General features: G+C 37.0%; 14 protein-coding genes. 13 read left to right on the forward strand and 1 reads right to left on the reverse strand.

Annotated elements, in window-relative coordinates:
- Positions 1-9 precede the first annotated feature (9 nt).
- Genes IGJ63_RS04865 through IGJ63_RS04875 form a run of 3 tightly spaced genes read left to right on the forward strand, consistent with a single transcriptional unit; the run spans position 10 to position 2,833 of the window.
- The gene (locus tag IGJ63_RS04865) at positions 10-342 is read left to right on the forward strand and encodes an LPXTG cell wall anchor domain-containing protein (protein ID WP_227301284.1); all 333 of its coding nucleotides are present in this window, start codon (positions 10-12) and stop codon (positions 340-342) included.
- A complete protein-coding gene (locus IGJ63_RS04870; RefSeq protein WP_070363810.1) occupies positions 342-551 on the forward strand; it encodes a hypothetical protein in 210 nt (69 codons plus the stop codon). The genes IGJ63_RS04865 and IGJ63_RS04870 overlap by 1 nt, the downstream gene beginning before the upstream one ends.
- A gap of 32 nt (positions 552-583) precedes the next feature.
- Positions 584-2,833: a BspA family leucine-rich repeat surface protein gene (locus IGJ63_RS04875; RefSeq protein WP_438746021.1), complete on the forward strand. Its 2,250-nt coding sequence runs from the start codon at positions 584-586 to the stop codon at positions 2,831-2,833.
- A 103-nt stretch (positions 2,834-2,936) separates the two neighbouring features.
- Here the strand turns inward: IGJ63_RS04875 and IGJ63_RS04880 are convergent.
- Positions 2,937-4,093 (reverse strand): IS3 family transposase gene (locus tag IGJ63_RS04880; protein WP_438746022.1). Its coding sequence is split into 2 segments (ribosomal slippage): positions 2,937-3,835 and positions 3,835-4,093, totalling 1,158 coding nucleotides; the frame shifts between segments, so codons are not numbered across the junction.
- A 266-nt stretch (positions 4,094-4,359) separates the two neighbouring features.
- Here IGJ63_RS04880 and IGJ63_RS04885 point away from each other — a divergent pair.
- The 10 genes from IGJ63_RS04885 to IGJ63_RS04930 all read left to right on the forward strand — a co-directional run bounded on the left by IGJ63_RS04885 (position 4,360) and on the right by IGJ63_RS04930 (position 17,698).
- A complete protein-coding gene (locus IGJ63_RS04885; protein WP_002384670.1) occupies positions 4,360-5,250 on the forward strand; it encodes a metallophosphoesterase in 891 nt (296 codons plus the stop codon).
- A 290-nt stretch (positions 5,251-5,540) separates the two neighbouring features.
- Positions 5,541-6,452, forward strand: a complete 912-nt coding sequence (locus tag IGJ63_RS04890; RefSeq protein ID WP_002382199.1) for an ABC transporter permease — start codon at positions 5,541-5,543, stop codon at positions 6,450-6,452.
- 14 nt (positions 6,453-6,466) lie between these two features.
- On the forward strand, positions 6,467-7,348 hold the full coding sequence (locus IGJ63_RS04895; RefSeq protein WP_438746023.1) for a carbohydrate ABC transporter permease: 882 nt from the start codon (positions 6,467-6,469) through the stop codon (positions 7,346-7,348).
- Positions 7,349-7,365: 17 nt separating this feature from the next.
- Positions 7,366-8,964 carry a sugar ABC transporter substrate-binding protein gene (locus IGJ63_RS04900; protein ID WP_101731862.1) on the forward strand — a complete coding sequence of 533 codons (1,599 nt, stop codon included), beginning with the start codon at positions 7,366-7,368 and terminating at the stop codon, positions 8,962-8,964.
- A 56-nt stretch (positions 8,965-9,020) separates the two neighbouring features.
- On the forward strand, positions 9,021-9,614 hold the full coding sequence (locus IGJ63_RS04905; protein WP_002371283.1) for a DUF624 domain-containing protein: 594 nt from the start codon (positions 9,021-9,023) through the stop codon (positions 9,612-9,614).
- Positions 9,607-10,524 carry an acetylxylan esterase gene (locus tag IGJ63_RS04910; RefSeq protein WP_101731863.1) on the forward strand — a complete coding sequence of 306 codons (918 nt, stop codon included), beginning with the start codon at positions 9,607-9,609 and terminating at the stop codon, positions 10,522-10,524. The genes IGJ63_RS04905 and IGJ63_RS04910 overlap by 8 nt, the downstream gene beginning before the upstream one ends.
- The gene (locus IGJ63_RS04915) at positions 10,505-11,269 is read left to right on the forward strand and encodes an endonuclease/exonuclease/phosphatase family protein (protein WP_002365532.1); all 765 of its coding nucleotides are present in this window, start codon (positions 10,505-10,507) and stop codon (positions 11,267-11,269) included. Before IGJ63_RS04910 ends, IGJ63_RS04915 begins: the two co-directional genes overlap by 20 nt.
- A 4-nt stretch (positions 11,270-11,273) precedes the next feature.
- Positions 11,274-13,424 carry a glycoside hydrolase family 3 N-terminal domain-containing protein gene (locus IGJ63_RS04920; RefSeq protein WP_101731864.1) on the forward strand — a complete coding sequence of 717 codons (2,151 nt, stop codon included), beginning with the start codon at positions 11,274-11,276 and terminating at the stop codon, positions 13,422-13,424.
- Between the two features lie 17 nt (positions 13,425-13,441).
- On the forward strand, positions 13,442-16,717 hold the full coding sequence (locus tag IGJ63_RS04925) for a GH36-type glycosyl hydrolase domain-containing protein (RefSeq protein ID WP_438746027.1): 3,276 nt from the start codon (positions 13,442-13,444) through the stop codon (positions 16,715-16,717).
- Between the two features lie 15 nt (positions 16,718-16,732).
- Positions 16,733-17,698 carry a LacI family DNA-binding transcriptional regulator gene (locus IGJ63_RS04930; protein ID WP_010827330.1) on the forward strand — a complete coding sequence of 322 codons (966 nt, stop codon included), beginning with the start codon at positions 16,733-16,735 and terminating at the stop codon, positions 17,696-17,698.
- Positions 17,699-17,707 lie beyond the last annotated feature (9 nt).

The raw sequence follows: 17,707 nt of genomic DNA on the forward strand, positions 1-17,707 counted from the left end.
AAATAGAAAATGATGAAGAAATTAGTGATTGGAAGTCTGTTAGGGAGCTTTATGTTTCTAAATAGTGCGTGTCCTGTTTTTGCGGAAGAAACCAAGCTCTCAACAGGCAATACCCCAATATCTATTACACTGGTACGCCCCATTTCTTCTGGCGCATTGCCAGGACATGAAGGGGAAGCATCAGAAACGCCGGTTTATAGTCCCATTGTGAAACCTACTACGTCACAACGTTTGCCAAAGACAAATGAACAAAGAACGATGTTCTTCTCTTTTTTAGGTTTTTTACTGGTTGGCTGTAGTTATCTGCTTTATTACTTTAAAAACAGAAAGGAGGAGGAATAATGTATACTCCTGCAATTTGTTTATTGGTAACGGGTATGATATTACTTATTTTGAATAGTTATCTCTTTTTTAGAGACTATAAAGAACAACTTTCATATCCTCCGCAAAAAAAGAAAAATTTATATTTAAATGGGGTAGTTCTTTTAGAAACAATGGGTGTCATTGTATTAGGCGTAGTCTACTTATTTATGATTAATAATCAGCTGTAAGCTAAAGGAAAAAATTAGAAAGGAAGAGAAAGTTGAAAGTATTAAGTGGTATTTTATCTACAGTTCTTTTAGGAAACCTGTTTATAGCGCCGGCAGTATTAGCAGTAGAAGAACCGGCGGATAAAACGGTTCCAACAGAAGAAGTAAATCAAATTATAGATGAAGCAACTGGGCAGTCAACGATTGAAAAATTAGAAGACTCCCAACAAGAAACGATGTCAGAAGAGACAAACACTTCCACACCAGAGACAGAAGCCGCGCAAGAAGAGACGGGAATTACTGAAGAATCAAGTGTAGAAAAAAATGAGGGATCTAACCAGGAACCTGATACGACAGACACAAATACTGAACGTGTTTCAAAAGAAAATTCTATGACAGATCAGCGAACTGTTGAAGAAAGTTATTTAACAGAGCATTATACTTATACTTATAATTCCTATTATAACATATATGTTTTAACAGGAATAAAAAAAGATGATAATGGAGTGATTAGAGTTCCTCGCAAGGCTAAATATGGTTCAAAAATCGTAACTGTAGAATTAGATCCAAATTTTTGGTCCTCAATAAAAAATTATTCAAATGCTTCGTCAATTACTGATTTTATTTTAGATGGCTCTGATATCTTTTTTATGTACGGAGGCATAGGTAAGAGGATTGATTTTAGTCATTTATTCACTAAATATTCCTCTCTAAAAACTGTAGATTTATCTCTATTTTCATGGACGAGTGCTTCAAATATGGAAGGAATGTTTAAAAATTGTACCAAGTTAGAAACAGTGAAGCTAGGTATAAATTCGGAAAATATAGGTGGTACAGTACCGCAATCTACTCAAAACGTTACGAGCATGGCCTCTTTATTTGAGGGTTGTACTTCTCTGAAAAGCATTGAGGGATTTACTGATGTAGATATGTGTTCTAATACTAGTTGTGCTTCTATGTTTAAAAATTGTAAGAGCTTAGTAAATATAGATAATAATCAATTAGCTTGGCGCAATTCAAACAAGGTGGGAGACATGAGGCAAATGTTTGCTTATTGTACCAGTTTAACAAGTCTAGATTTAAGCAGTTTTAATACAGAAAATGTTACAAATATGGACTTTGTGTTTCATTATTGTACCAGTTTAACAAATTTGGATCTAAGTGGTTTTAATACAGAAAATGTAATAACTATGAATCGAACGTTTAATGCAAACTATGCTTTAGCTAATTTAAAGTTAGGCCCTCAATTTTTTAATACAGGAAAAGTAACAAATATGCAGGCTATGTTTTGGGGGTGTAGATCTTTAACAAATTTAGATGTAAGTAAACTAGATATGAGTTCAGTAACAGATACAGTAGGGATGTTTGGTAATAGTATTAATTTACAGTTTTTCGATGCGAGGAATTGGAACATTCCTTCTACAGCTAATATCTCTGCAATGTTTCAGATGGATAATGATAATGAGAAAACGCCCTTAGTAATTTTAGGAAATGATGACCGACTGATACAAGGAACTACAAAAAATCGTTATCCTGGAGGCCCCAAATTTGTTGCGGGAAATAATGGGTATTTTGGCACGGTTGAAACCAAAGAAAAGTATTATTTTAACATGTTAGAAAAGGACCCAACAAAGCTAGAGCTTACCTCATTTGAAGCTTTTAAAAAAGATTTAAAACCTACAGTAGTAGATCCTACTACTAAATTTTTAAGATGGGATGGGGATAAGATCTCTACTAGTGAAGAGTTAGTAAAAGAGCGTGTTTATCAAGCCAAATACCTCTTTGATATAACTGCCCCAGGAGATGGGGATCAAACTGTATTACCCTCAAGCGAATATGGAATTAGTTATGTACCAAAAGCATTCAGTGTACAAGGGAAATTGTCTAATGAAACAGATGTTCAAAGTATTGCGATTCCAGGGAACTTTCATGTAGCAGTGAGAGATAGAAGAAATCAATTAGGAGGATGGACATTATCAGCACAGTTGCAATGGACAGGGACCCCGTTAACAGCAGAAATACAGACAACAGGGGGAGCGGTTAAAAAGAATAGTACTAACGGTCAAATGAACCAAGAAAGTAATTTAACAGATTGTCCAACTAGTGAGGTAACTGGCTATTCAAATGTGGTGATTGGTAGTATTCCGAAACCAATAATGAGTGCAAATGGTTCGGTTACCCATGATGCAATTTACGATTACAGTTTAGGAGGAGTTTCTTTAAGAATTAACCAACCTAAAGATGTCGCAGCAGGAAAGTATGATGGAAAGATTGTTTGGAATTTGAGCAATACACTAAATTAATTGTATGTTACATTTAATAGCTTTTAGAGAAGTAAGCAGATTGAGAAGTATTTCTCAATCTGTGGATAGATGTCAATAAAGTAGACACAAAAAGAGAAGATACTTAAAGACATTCAAAGTAAAGAGCCTCCTTTTCATTTGGTGTAAGCATATCTAATGTTCCGTGAGGACGTTTGGTGTTATAGAATCCTTCAATGTAAGCGAAACAAGCCAAACGTACTTCTTCGATTGAATGGAATGAACGGCGATTTAATTCTTCTTTTTTCATATATTTAAAAAAAGCTTCGGTAACGGCGTTATCCCACGGATAACCTGGTTTTGAAAGAGAATGGACAATCGGATGATGCTCTATAAACTTTCTAAATTCAAAAGAGGTATATTGAGACCCTTGATCTGTATGAAAAAGAACAGGATTCATTAATTTTCGAGAATGAAGTGCTTTTTCTAATGTTTGAATGGCTAGTTTTGTATCAATCGTTGATCCTACGGTCCAAGCAATTACTTTTCTAGAAAACAAATCTAAAACGACACACAAATACGCAAATGTTTTCTTACCGATGGGGATATAAGAAAAATCACTTGTCCAAACTTGATTTGGTGCAGGTGGATTGAACGCTTGGTTTAGATGATTTGGCCGTGTCAAAGAAACCTTGTTTTTCCTTTTTTTGAAAACAGGCTTTACTGTAGACATTTTTGGGAGGTCCATTGCTTTCATCAAGCGATAAACACGACCAATACTAATCGAAATGCCATAATCACGCAAAAGAATCTGGCGGATTTTTGCAGCGCCAAGACGTTTTTGAGAAGAAGTATAAATTTCTAAAATCACTTTTCTTAGGTGTTGATTTTCTTTTGTTCTTGGGGCTACTTTTCCAGAAAAGCGTTTGTAATAAGTGGAACGATTGACTTTGAGTACACGACAGAGTGTAACAATACTGTGTTCATATCGAAGAATGTGTATGGCTTTTAATCGTTCGTCAAGCGAGGCGTGAATATGGCAATCGCTTTTTTTAGGATTAAATTTTCCTCCTCGAGTTGCGCATTTCGTTTTTGTAGCTGTTTGATTTGACGGGCCGTAAGGATCGTGTCATCGTCAATTTTTACTTTGGAATATTGTTTGACCCAACGAGCAATTGAAGAAAGAGCAATGCCGTACTCCTTAGCTAAAGCATTTTGAGTTTTACCACTTTCGTGAAGTTTTACAATGGATTTTTTAAACTCTTCGTCAAATTTACGTGGTGATTTTCTGTTATTTACCATATTAAAAATTCCTTTCAAAATTTCTGTCTATTTATTTAATAGTATACCAAAAAATGTGTCCACTTTATTAGGATACATGCATTTGCTTAATTGGTTATCAAACGTTTCGAAAACATCATCATTAAGAGAAGAATGTTCTAGCTAGATAATTTCATCGACAGATGAAATTATCTAGCTTTTTTTATAAAAAAGCTAAGAAAAGGATAAGAGATTGTGGAAATTCTTTAGGTTGTTTAACAAAGCCTTAATTTCCTTTGTTTTAGATTGTGGTTAAGAAGATTTTTCTCTATACTAAGTCTTCGGAAATCAAAGAAAAGAAAGGAGCGAGTGATGTGGTTAAAAAAATTGGTTTAAGTATAATGCTCTTATTTTTTTTCTTAATTATCGCACTCCCAATCTATGCGTGGAAGATTGAGCCGAATTTAGTTCACGTTAATCAGGTGACTTTGGGAAAGAAAAATCAACGAGAACCATTGAATGTTGTGCAACTTTCGGATATACAAGTTTCAGAATTTTATGAGACGAAGCGGTTAGATAAAGTCATAAAAAAAGTCAATCGTGAAAAACCAGATATTATCGTTTTTACAGGTGATTTATTTGACAATTATGCCAAAAATCCGCAACAAAAGGAACCGATGATTGAAAAATTAAAACAGTTGCAAGCGACAATTGGAAAATATGCAGTTTGGGGAAATCATGATTATGGTGGCGGTGCTTCTGCGGTGTATGATGAAGTCATGGAGGCCAGTGGCTTTACCGTTATGAAAAACCAAGGAGAAACAGTAACCCTAGCAGATGGACGCCGTCTTTTTATTGGTGGTTTAGATGACTCGTTATTAGGAAATCCTTCCGTTTCAGAAACATTATCCTATCGAGAAACGTATGACTATGCGTTATTAATGACCCATGAACCAGATGTCGCGGATGCATTTGTTGGCACGGGTACACAGTTAGTTTTAGCAGGACATAGCCATGGCGGACAAATTTGGATTCCTTTTTATCCAATCACAAATGTTTTAGCAGAAAAGTATACCAGAGGATTGTATCAGTTGGACCAAGAAACGCAACTATATGTTAATACAGGCTTAGGAACGACCGCCATTCATGCCCGTTTTGGAGTGATCCCTGAAATTACACATTTTACTATCTATATTTAAAAAGTCTGGTCGGATTGACCAGACTTTTTTCTGTTATTTAACAGAATTATTTTTAAGAAAAAGATGTTCATATTTTGGTGAAACGTTTCTATAAAATGCTTTAAAATATCTAGAAAAGAGTATTTTTATGGAAAAAGAAGCAGGGAAAATAATTTCTTTATAAATGGTCTATAGCGCTTTTTAATGCTGTTATTTTTAAATAAAACCATAATGTAAGGGTTTACAACTGTTTGAAGTGAATGTATAATCTGTTTGTAGAAACGTTTCACTAAAAAGAGAGGAACCTGCTTATGAAAAAACTAAAAAAGTTTTATGATCAGCGGCAATTGCATTGGATGGTACTTCCGGGTGTAGCATTCATGATTGTCTTTAACTACATTCCAATTTATGGAATTATCATTGCTTTTAAAAATTATACGATTGTTGACACGGTTTCTTCTGCACCATGGGTTGGACTTGAAAATTTTCGAATCATTATGGAAGATAGTTTTTTTTGGGAAGCAGTTCGTAATACCTTAGCGATTAGTTTAATGAAACTTTTTTTAGGATTCGCTATTCCGATTATCTTAGCAGTAATGATTTTTGAAATGAGAGATGGACATTTAAAAAAAGTGATTCAGACGATTTCTTATATTCCGCACTTTTTTTCTTGGATCGTTTTAGGCGGGATGTTGATTTCGTGGCTTTCAACAAATGGCTTTATCAACCAAGTCATGATGTCGTTAGGCTTAATGAATCAGGGCGTCAATCATCTGTTAGATCCTGATAAGTATTGGTGGATTGCTGTTCTTTCTGATTTGTGGAAAGAAGTAGGTTGGGGCACGATTCTCTATCTTGCTGGCATGTCTCGCATTGATCCAACGTTTTATGAAGCGGCGAGAATTGATGGTGCTTCAAAATTAACACAAATCCGAACGATTACTTTGCCCTTATTAGCGCCGATTATTTCGTTGAACTTAATTCTAAATGTTAGCGGTTTATTGGGATCGAACTTAGATCAAACGTTGGTTTTAATGAATGCTCAAAACCAAAACAAATCAGAAGTAATTAATTCATTTGTTTATCGTATGGGGCTAACGCAAGGGGACTTTTCTTATGCGACGGCAGTTGGTTTAGGGATTTCTGTTATTTCAATTGTTTTATTAGTCATTACAGATCGCATTACTAGAAAAATGAACAATGGTCGGTCGGTTATTTTATAAAGGAGGCAACAGCTGTGATTAAAAGAAAATCAAAAGAAAACAAATGGTTTTACTTTTTCAATACGTTAATTCTTGTGTTGTTTTCTTTATTAATTATCGTGCCAATTTGGAATATTTTAGTTTCCTCAGTTTCGTCAAGTTCGGGTTTAGCTGGTAAAGGCTTGGTTTTATGGCCGAAAGGATTTACGCTAGAAAATTATCGGAAAGTTTTTTCGGATAGTAGCATTCCGCGAGCGTTTTTGATTTCTGTTTTAAAAACAGTTATTGGTGCGTCGACGCATACACTGTTCTGTGCGATTGTCGCCTATGGACTTAGTAAATCTAGACTAGTCGGGCGTAATATTTATACAACGATGGGTGTCATTACAATGTACTTTGGTGGGGGCATGATTCCCACGTATCTTTTGATTAAGTCATTAGGACTCTTAGATACCTTCTGGGTATATATCATTCCAGCTTTATTTAGCTATTATGATGTAGTTATCTTAATGAACTTTTTCCGAGAAATTCCACCATCTTTAGAAGAATCCGCCAAAATAGACGGCGCCAGTGAGTTTCAAATTTTTTATAAAATCTTTTTACCTTTAACAAAACCGGCATTAGCCACCATTATTTTATTTAATGGGGTTGGTCAATGGAATGACTTTATGACCACGAAATTATATATTACCAAAGAATATCTGTATCCATTGCAGATGAAAATTTATGAAATTATTGTTCAATCAAACTTGAGTACCATGACAGAGAGCGGCAGTACAGATATGGTGGTGCAGGCAACGACACGTGGTGTTCAGCTGGCAACAATTGTCATTACAACGATACCAATTTTAATCATTTATCCATTACTACAAAAACACTTTATCGGCGGTATAATGGCCGGTGCAGTAAAAGAATAAAGAAAGTAGGGAACAATATGAAAAAAGTTTTAGGCGGTTTATTGGTGGCAACGGCGGTCGTTAGTTTAGCGGCATGTAGCGGTGGGGAAAAGAAAGCTAGCTCAGATGTCTCAATTAAGGATCGGTATGAATTAGATGAAAAGACGCCTGCTTGGAAGTTAGATAAGAAGAAAGAACCGACCAAGATTAAATGGTATATTAACTCAGATTGGACGGCATTGCCTTTTGGAAAAGATGTGACCACTGCGCAGATTAAAAAAGATTTAAATGTGGATATTGAATTTATTTCCGGCGATGATTCAAAATTAAATGCCATGATTTCAAGTGGAGATATGCCTGATATCGTGACATTAACTGAAAAAACTGGACAAGCAGCATTGAAAGCAGATTCTTGGGCCTATTCTTTAAACGATTTAGCTAAAAAATATGACCCCTATTTAATGAAAGTTGTTAACCAAGATACGTTTAAATGGTATGCCTTAGAGGATGGAAAAACATATGGTTACCCTAATTACTCTAATACAAAAGCGGATTATGAAAGTGGAAATATCCCAGTAAATGATAATTTTGTTATTCGTGAAGATGTCTATAATGCATTAGGCAAGCCAGACGTTTCAACACCAGAAAATTTTGAAAAAGTCATGCAACAGATTAAAGAAAAATATCCTGAGATGACCCCAATGGGCTTCACCACAGTGGGCGATGGTGCAGGACCATTTTTAGACAAATTACAAGACTTCTTAGGTGTTCCTTTAGAGGATAAAAATGGTAAATACTATGATCGAAATTTAGATAAAGAATACTTAGAATGGTTAAAAACATTTAATGATGTTTACCGAGCAGGCAATATTAGTGATGATAGCTTCACAGATGATGGGGCGACGTTTGATGAAAAAGTGAAACAAGGAAATTATGCAACCATGCTCGTTGCTGGAACCAGTGGTCAAGGTGGGAACTTTACAGAATTTATGAAAAAATCTGGCACACGTTATATAGCCATTGATGGACCAAGTAGTACTTCTGGCCGAAAACCAACATTAAATCAAACCGGCATTTCAGGTGGGTTAAGTAATTACATTACGAAAGATGCGAAAGATCCAGCGAAAGTCACTCAACTATTCACATATTTAATTGATGAACCAGGACAAATTTTAACAAAATATGGCGTTGAAGGAGTTACTTATGCGTACAATGATCAAGGGAAAATTGATTATTTACCAGAAGTGAAAAAAATAGAACAAACAGACAATGATGCCTATAACAAAAAATATGGCATTAGTCGTTTCCTATACTTTAACAACGACCGTGTCAATAAACTAAAAGTGCCAATGGAAAGTGCTTTAACGCAAATGCAAGAATGGGGCAAAGGAAAATTAGTCCCACATTTCGTAATTGAAAATATTAATCCAGATGCAGGAACGCCGGAAGCTCGGGCGAATGAAGCGATTGAAACCAAACTAAATACAACCGTTATTTCAATGATTCGTGCGAAAGATGATAAAGCCTTTGACAAATCTTTAGAAGACTACAAAGCATTCTTAAAATCAAATAAATGGGATGCAATTGAAAAAATAAAATCTGAGAAAATGGCAGAAAACAGAGACAAACTTAAGTAAGAGAGGAGGAGAGAAAAGCGGATAAAGCAACGAGAAATCCGCTTTTCTCTTTTAATATGAATAAGCTATTTGCATATGAAGGTTGGTATTATCGGATTTTTTCTTTTATTGCCAACTTGATCATTATTAATTTTCTCTTTTTAATTACCTGTATAACAGGCATCTTTAGCGGTGTCGGCTTAATTGCGTTGTATCGAACGATTTATCGTTTGTATCGTGAAAAAGATATTCCTGTTTTACGAACGTTTTGGACAGCGTTAAAAAATAATATCATGCGAGGTTTTATTTTAACAGGTGTCTTGTTCGTTGCTTTTTTACTAGGCGGTATTGCCGTAACAAGTTTATTTAAAATAGCCACCAGTTTAGGTTTCTTAGCTATTTTTCTATTAAGTTTTGTTGCATTATTTTTGACGAGTTTTCTTTTTCTCTTTTCCGTTTTTAATTGGTCCGTTAAAAAGACACTAGGTGAGACGGTTTATGTGGTCTTAAGTAATAGTGCCAATGCGATTATTTTGTTTATTTTACCTCTTTTAACGTTTGTTTTTTTCTATAAGCTTAATTTGTTTTTATATATTGCGTTAGGATTCGGGACAACGGCTTTTCTTCAAGTTGCGTTTTTTCAGAAAGTGTTAGGTGTGGAACATGAATGAGTATTTTGAGTTTTGGCAAAAGACCAAGGAAGAACTTCAAAAAATACCGCTAAATATCCATCGGCGGGTCATTGACTATCCATTGGAAAATGTTCAAGTGGAACAGGTCGACTTTTTAAGTTTCCTAGGTGAGCGCATCTTTGGCTATTTGTTACTTCCTAAAACGGCGAGGAAACAGCCAATAGTGATTGATTGTTTAGGCTATATGAATCATATTCAAGAACCTTGGCAATTTGCTCATTGGACACAAATTGGTTGTGCTTGTTTTGTCATTGATAATCGAGGTCAAGGGGGATTAACCAAAGATCGTGTGCCATATCAAACAATTTGGCATGAAGCACCAATGGGACGAGGATTTCTAGACAAAGAAGATTGGTACCAACGCCGCTTGTTTGCCGACCATTTACGTAGCGTAGAAGTGGTGCGGACCTTTACTGAAATTAATCAGGACCAAATCATTCTTCGTGGTGGTTCCCAAGGGGGTGGCGTAGTGTTAATGGTGAACAGTTTAGTCGACTTCCCGATTTTAGCTACTTTTGCAGATGTTCCAAGTCATTCTTGTTTAGAAAATCGAGTAGCAGAAGGAACGGGGTCGTATCAAATTATTCATCAGTACTTACAAGAGCATCCTCAAGCGCATGAAAAAATTGCCGCGGTTCTTCCTTATTTTGATAGTCGTCACTTTGTTTCGCAAATTAAAAATCCAGTCTTTGCTTCTGTTGGGAGTCACGATCCGATATGTCCAATGAAAGATTTTTTCCCTTCTTATCATCAGATAAAGGCAAGAAAAGCAGTCAGAGTGTATTGGAAAAAAGGCCATGGTGGCGGTGAAACAACCCAGATCCGTCGTGAGATGCGTCAAATTCAACAACTATTGCAGGAGGTTAAAAATGAAAATAGCTACGTATAATGTCCGGGTAGATACAGAGTATGACCAAGATTGGCAATGGTCTTTTCGTAAAGAGGCTGTTTGTCAGTTAATCAATTTTCATGATTGGAGCCTTTGTTGTATTCAAGAAGTACGACCGAATCAAGTCAGGGATTTAAAGGCGTATACAACATTCACCTGTCTTTCTGCGGAAAGAGAAGGGGATGGTCAAGGAGAAGGACTAGCGATTCTCTATAACGAACAAAAAGTTCAGGCTATTGATACAGGGTATTTTTGGTTATCTGAAACACCTCAGCAGCCAAGTATCCATCCTGAAGCTGGCTGTCCAAGAATTGCTTTGTGGGGACTATTTAAGGAAACGACTCAAAATACGCCTTTTTTAGTCATCAATGTTCATTTGGATCATATTTCAGCTCATGCTCGTTTAGCAGGAATGACCGTTATCTTAGAGGAGTTACATGACAAAATTGCACAGTATCCAACTTTATTAATGGGCGATTTTAATGCAGAGTCGGGGGAAGAGGTTCATCAACTTGTTCAAAAAAAATTTCAAGATAGCAAAAATTTAGCTACTCATTATGGACCAAGAGGAACATTTCAAAATTTTACTTATACAAAACCTTGGGCGGAATTAGAAGAAATTGATTATATTTATGTAAAAGGTTGGCAAGTACAGCAAACCGCAAGTTTAACAGATAGTATCGATGGACGTTTTCCCTCCGACCATTTTCCTTTAGAAGCAGAAGTATGTATTGAAGAAAGGTGAGAGTATGAAAGAAAATCAACTGATTCAATTAGTCGAAGAAATGACAATTGATGAGAAAATTAATCAATTATTACAATTAGCAGCAGCGTTTTATTCAGATAAAGCAGAAGAAAAGACCGGCCCTATGTCAGAGCTAGGACTAAGTCAAGAAACGATTGATACGGCGGGGACAACATTGGGTGTTTCTGGTGCAAATGAAGCAAAACGTGTTCAAAAAGAATATATGCAAAATCATCGATTAAATATTCCAACACTTTTAATGGCGGATATTATTCATGGTTTCAGAACCATCTTTCCGATTCCTTTGGCTTTAGGAAGCACTTGGGATGAAGCAGCGGTTGAAAAAATGGCGGAGATTTCAGCAAAAGAAGCTGCTGTTTCAGGATTACATGTAACCTTTTCACCAATGGTTGATTTAGTGCGCGATCCACGTTGGGGACGTGTCATGGAGTCAACAGGTGAAGATCCATTACTCAACAGTCGCTTAGCTGCTGCAATGGTTAGAGGTTACCAAGGAGAAAATTTAAAAGAGGACAATTGGCGAGTAGCCGCGTGCGTGAAGCACTTTGCGGCATATGGTGGTGCCTTAGCTGGTCGGGATTATAATACGGTAGATATGTCTGAACGGCAGCTAAGAGAAATGTATTTACCTGGCTATAAAGCTGGATTAGATGCGGGTGCAAAACTTGTCATGACGTCCTTCAATACAGTGGATGGGATTCCTGCTACAGGCAACCAATGGCTGTTTAGAGACGTATTACGAAATGAATTTGGCTTTGAAGGGGTTGTGATTTCAGACTGGGGAGCGATTAAAGAATTAATTCCTCATGGCGTTGCCAAAGATGAAAAACAGGCAGCAGAATTGGCTATCAAAGCTGGTGTAGATATTGAAATGATGACCACGTGTTATCCAGATTATTTAAAAGAATTACTTGAAGAAGGCCGGATTGCTGAAACACTTATTGATGAAGCAGTTATGCGAATTTTAAAACTAAAAAATGAGCTAGGCTTATTTGAAAATCCCTATCGTGGTGCGGATGAACAAGCGGAAGCAGAAGTGATTTTAAGCAAAGAACATCGAGAAATAGCTAAAAAGATTGCTCAAAAATCAATGGTTCTTTTAAAAAATGAAAATATTTTGCCTTTTACACCGCAAGAAAAAATCGCGCTTGTCGGCCCAGGGGCCCAATCACAAGATATTTTAGGGGCTTGGTCATGGCAAGGAAAGAAAGAAGAAGCCGTTTCCCTCGTGGCTGGTGCCCAAAAATTAACCACAAATCTTCTAGTTGCCCAAGAACCCTTTGATTACTTTGAACCGACCGCGGCGGCCATTGAAGAGGCTTTAACGTTAGCTAGTCAAGCAGATAAAGTAGTAGTGGCACTAGGCGAAACAGATTGGATGAGTGGGGAAGCTGCCAGTCGCAGTGATATTCGTCTACCCGAAAAACAATTAGCAGTAGTGGCACAAATTATTGAGAAAAATCCCAATGTTGTTGTCACGGTCTACAGTGGCCGGCCCTTAGATTTACAAGGGATAGATGTTGCAAAAGGAATTGTGCAAGCTTGGCAACCTGGAACAGAAGGGGGCAATGCGCTAGCAGAAATTTTGTGGGGACAGTACAATCCAAGTGGTCGTTTAAGTATGTCGTTTCCAGAAACGGTTGGTCAAGTGCCAATTTTTTACAATGTCGACAATACGGGGCGTCCTTATGAGTCAGCACCAGAAGAAAAATATGTTTCTAAATATTTAGATGTCTCTAATTACGCTAAATATCCCTTTGGATTTGGCTTAAGTTATAGTCATTTCTCTTATCAACCAATTCAACTAAGTGCATTAACGTTTACCAAAGAACAACCAATCACGGTCTCTGTTTTAGTAAGAAATGACAGTCCAATCGCTGGAGAGGAAACCGTGCAATTTTATGTACGTGATTTGGTGGGACAAGTGGTTCGCCCAATTAAAGAGTTAAAAGATTTCCAAAAAGTTTGGCTGGAACCAAAGGAAGAAAAAGAAGTTCAGTTTCTTCTTTCAGAGGATATGGTGCGCTATGTTCATTCAGATAATCAGGTAACCAGTGATGCAGGTGAATTTATCGTAATGATTGGTGGAAATAGTCGCGATGTACAAACCGCAACAGTCACGTTAAATGAATAAGATGGGAAGGATAAGTTATGCAGATAAAGAAGCTTAAGCAAGCAGACACAGTCGCTACATTTCTAGAGACAGGTGATTTAAAAGAATTGAATAGCTGTGGCATGATGATTAATCAATTAGAAGGCAATCCTTTAGACGGCAGTATGAACCAACTCTATTTGCGGATAATTACAGGGGACACAATTAATTATCGACCAATGATTGGTTCCAACAGTCAAAGTGATTTTTATCTTTCAGATAACCAATTGACATGGCGGGGTGAATTTGAAGCGGTTCGTTACCAAGTTGACTTTCGTTTGGGGCCAAGCAATCAATGGTTCTGGCGGGTTAATGTCACTGGAACTGGCTTAGTAGATATTGTTTATGGTCAAGATATTGGCTTAGCGACAAAAGGAGCCGTTCAGTCAAATGAAGCGTATGTGTCGCAGTATCTTGATCATCACATTTGGCAAGAGGGCGAAGAGCTTGTTGTTTTATCAAGACAAAATCAACCGCAAAATGAGAAGTTTCCAGCCCTTATTCAAGGGAGTTTTCAAAAATTAGTAGGCTACTCAACGGACGGCTATCAATTTTTCGGACGTTCATTTAAACAAACAAACACACCAGAAGCATTGGGGAAAAGATATTTAGCAAATGAAGTCTATCAATATGAATTTGCTTACACCGCTTTACAAACGGAAGCCGTCCAATTAACGAATGAAAGTAAGGAATTTGTTTTTTATGGTGCGGTAACAGAAACACATCCGCAAGCATTAGCTGAACCTTTTTTATCGAAAGAAGACTTACAAGCTATTTATGAAACCGTGACATTCGATTCATTAGAAGAAACACAGGACTTTCCTCCGAAACTTTTAGGAGAACCTATCACAGGAAATCCATTAACAGAAGAAGAGTTGGCTGCACTTTATCCCATTCAGACACAAATTGAAAAAGTAGCAGGTCAGACGTATTCCTTTTTCACGGAAAATTACCATCACGTTGTACTTCAAGAAAAAGAAATTGCCATGGAAAGAGCGCATGGCCACATTTTATTAAGTGGTAAAGGCTTAACGGTTGACGAACCTTTGCTTAGTACGACAGTGTATATGTATGGCATTTTCAATTCACAAGTAGTTTTAGGAAATACGACCATGAACAAATTAATGAGTAATAGCCGAAACGCTTTAAACGTTATGAAACGCTCTGGTCAACGAATCTACATTTTAGAGAATGGCTTATGGCGCTTACTAACAATGCCTTCTGCTTTTGAAATGGGGTTGAACTCTGCTACGTGGTATTATAAGTTGCCAAAGGATACAATTTGTGTACGCACCTTCACTTCGCCTGATTCAAGAGTGATTCAATTGGAAGTGACCAGTCAAAAGGATGCATATATGTGGGCTGTTTCTAACCATTTGTTATTAGGACCTGAAGAAGTCCCAACCTATCAATTAGAACAAACTGGCAAAACACTTCGAGTGACGGGAAATCATTCTGCTACAGAAAATTATTACCCAGAACTAACCTATGCATTGACAGTTGATAAATCATTTCAAGTAACCGATAGCACATTATTTGGTGGAGCTGAAGCAGACTTATTAGTCTTGGCAATCGAAAAGACCCAAAAATTTTCACTACTTATTACGGGCAGTATAGAGGACCAAGCATTAGTCAATACACCATTAGATTTTGAAAAAGCAGAAAGTCAATATTTGGCATTCATTAATGGCTTGTTACATCATTTTGAGTTAACACACACAGACTCAAGTGTGCAGCAAATGAATCAATTAACTCGTTGGTATACTCATAATATGCTCGTTCATTATTTGTCGCCACATGGCTTAGAACAGTATGGTGGAGCAGCTTGGGGCACACGAGATGTGTCGCAAGGACCGACAGAATTTTTCTTTGCGACGCAACAGCCTAAGATCGTGGCCTCCATTATTCAGCATCTATTTGAAAATCAATTTGAGGACGATGGCAACTGGCCGCAATGGTTTATGTTTGACCGATACGAAGAACAAAAAGCCAGTGAAAGCCATGGTGATATTATCGTCTGGCCATTGAAAGTAGTGACTGATTATTTGGAACAAACCGCAGATTATTCAATCTTAGCTACGGAAATCCCTTATACAAGTCGCAAAGATAATCACAAAACAAAAGAAACAGCATCTTTATTTGAACATTTGAAAAAAGAAATAAATTATATTGAACAACATTTTTTACCAGAAACTTTTCTATCCTGTTATGGTGACGGCGATTGGGATGACACGTTACAACCTTACGATAATCGTCTTAAAGAGCAAATGGCTAGTAGTTGGACCGTTGCCTTAACGTATCAAGTATTGAAAAAATTTTCGGCTTTAATTACGGAAATTGATGCTACTTATAGTCAGCACTTAACAATTTTAGTCGCAGGAATAAAGAACGATTTTCAAAAATATATGTTGGCGGATGAAACGATTGCAGGGTTTATTTATATGGAAACGCCAGAAACTTTTGAACAAATGATTCACCCAAATGACCAAAAAACAGGGATTCAATATCGATTATTGCCAATGACTCGTAGTATGTTAGCTGAATTATTAACACCGGAACAAGTAAGTCATCATTTAGAAATTATTGAAAAAGAATTAACGTTTCCTGATGGCGTGCGCTTAATGAACAAACCAGCGAACTATCGAGGCGGTGTGAGCACTAATTTTAAACGAGCAGAACAGGCGGCTAATTTTGGTCGCGAAATTGGTTTACAGTATGTTCATGCGCACATTCGCTATACAGAAGCGATGGCGAAAATTGGTCAGCGAGACAAAACCTGGCAAGCATTAATGCAAATCAATCCAGTTCAATTAAAAGAAGTGGTTCACAATGCAGAGTTACGTCAAGCCAATGCCTATTTTAGTAGTTCCGATGGCGATTTTAAAACAAGGTATGAATCACAAGAAAATTTTGGTAAACTAAAAGATGGAAGTATTGGGGTAAAAGGTGGCTGGCGAATTTATTCAAGCGGGCCGGGAATTTATTTAAATCAATTAATTACAGCTGTTTTAGGGATTCGGCAAAAGGCACAAAGCGTGGTTTTTGATCCCATGTTACCAGAAAAATTGTCTGGTTTAACACTAACTTACCAATTGTTTGATAAACCTGTCACATATAAATTTTATCCAAATCAGTCAGCGAAAATAGTTATCGATGGTCAAGAAGTTCCGTTTAAGTTTGAAGAAAACCCTTATCGAGAAGGGGGAATGGAAGTTCAAAAAGACGAGGTGCTTTCATTATTAAATGAAGCAAGTGTTATTGAAATTTACCATTAGAAAGGAGAGTAGTCCATGGTAGGAATTAAAGATATTGCAAAAAAAGCAGGCGTATCAATCTCGACCGTTTCTTACGCATTGAATGGTAGTTCAAAGGTAACTGAAGAAACACGAACGCGCATCCAAGCAATTGCTGAAGAGCTAAACTATGTTCCTAACATGGCCGCTCGCACATTAAAACGTCGTCAAACTAATATTATTGGTGTCTATTTGGCCGATTATGGCGGTAGTTTTTATGGTGAATTGTTGGAGGGAATTAAGAAAGGCTTAGCACTGTTTGATTATGAGATGATTGTCTGCAGCGGTAAAAAGTCACATCTTTTCATTCCTGAAAAAATGGTGGATGGGGCAATTATTTTAGATTGGACATTTCCAACAAAAGAAATTGAAAAGTTTGCTGAACGTGGCCATTCGATCGTTGTCCTTGATCGAACCACTGAGCATAGGAATATTCGGCAAGTTCTCTTGGATAATCGTGGCGGTGCCACGCAGGCAATTGAGCAATTTGTCAATGCGGGTTCAAAAAAGGTTCTTCTGCTTTCTGGACCAGAAAAAGGTTATGATAGCCAAGAAAGATTGGCTGTTAGTACACGAGAATTAACTCGTTTTGGGATACCTTATGAAATTATCCAAGGCGATTTTACCGAACCTTCTGGCTATGCGGCTGCTAAAAAAATTTTGAGTCAACCACAGACAGAACCAGTCGATGTTTTTGCTTTTAATGATGAAATGGCGATCGGTGTCTATAAATATGTTGCAGAAACAAATTACCAAATGGGGAAAGATATTCGGATGATTGGTTTTGATAATTCTGAACTAGGTGCGTTTGTGCAACCGCGATTAGCAACAATTGCCTATTCTAAACATCGATGGGGCATGGTGGCTGCAGAGAAAATTATTCATTTAATGCGGGGAGAAGCTGCTGAGAGCGAACACATTTACACACGTTTTATAGAAGGAGAATCTTTTCCATCTGAATAATAAATAAAA

The organism is Enterococcus sp. DIV1375a (genome assembly GCF_051712205.1).
Classification (GTDB): Bacteria; Bacillota; Bacilli; order Lactobacillales; family Enterococcaceae; genus Enterococcus; species Enterococcus faecalis.

What these genes read in the sequence shown, in the direction of transcription:
- IGJ63_RS04870 (WP_070363810.1), top strand. Translation starts at nt 342, where the DNA reads ATGTATACTCCTGCAATTTGTTTATTGGTAACGGGTATGATATTACTT.
- IGJ63_RS04925 (WP_438746027.1), top strand. Translation starts at nt 13,442, where the DNA reads ATGCAGATAAAGAAGCTTAAGCAAGCAGACACAGTCGCTACATTTCTA.
- IGJ63_RS04910 (WP_101731863.1), top strand. Translation starts at nt 9,607, where the DNA reads ATGAATGAGTATTTTGAGTTTTGGCAAAAGACCAAGGAAGAACTTCAA.
- IGJ63_RS04890 (WP_002382199.1), top strand. Translation starts at nt 5,541, where the DNA reads ATGAAAAAACTAAAAAAGTTTTATGATCAGCGGCAATTGCATTGGATG.
- IGJ63_RS04915 (WP_002365532.1), top strand. Translation starts at nt 10,505, where the DNA reads ATGAAAATAGCTACGTATAATGTCCGGGTAGATACAGAGTATGACCAA.
- IGJ63_RS04905 (WP_002371283.1), top strand. Translation starts at nt 9,021, where the DNA reads ATGAATAAGCTATTTGCATATGAAGGTTGGTATTATCGGATTTTTTCT.
- IGJ63_RS04930 (WP_010827330.1), top strand. Translation starts at nt 16,733, where the DNA reads ATGGTAGGAATTAAAGATATTGCAAAAAAAGCAGGCGTATCAATCTCG.
- IGJ63_RS04865 (WP_227301284.1), top strand. Translation starts at nt 10, where the DNA reads ATGATGAAGAAATTAGTGATTGGAAGTCTGTTAGGGAGCTTTATGTTT.
- IGJ63_RS04920 (WP_101731864.1), top strand. Translation starts at nt 11,274, where the DNA reads ATGAAAGAAAATCAACTGATTCAATTAGTCGAAGAAATGACAATTGAT.
- IGJ63_RS04900 (WP_101731862.1), top strand. Translation starts at nt 7,366, where the DNA reads ATGAAAAAAGTTTTAGGCGGTTTATTGGTGGCAACGGCGGTCGTTAGT.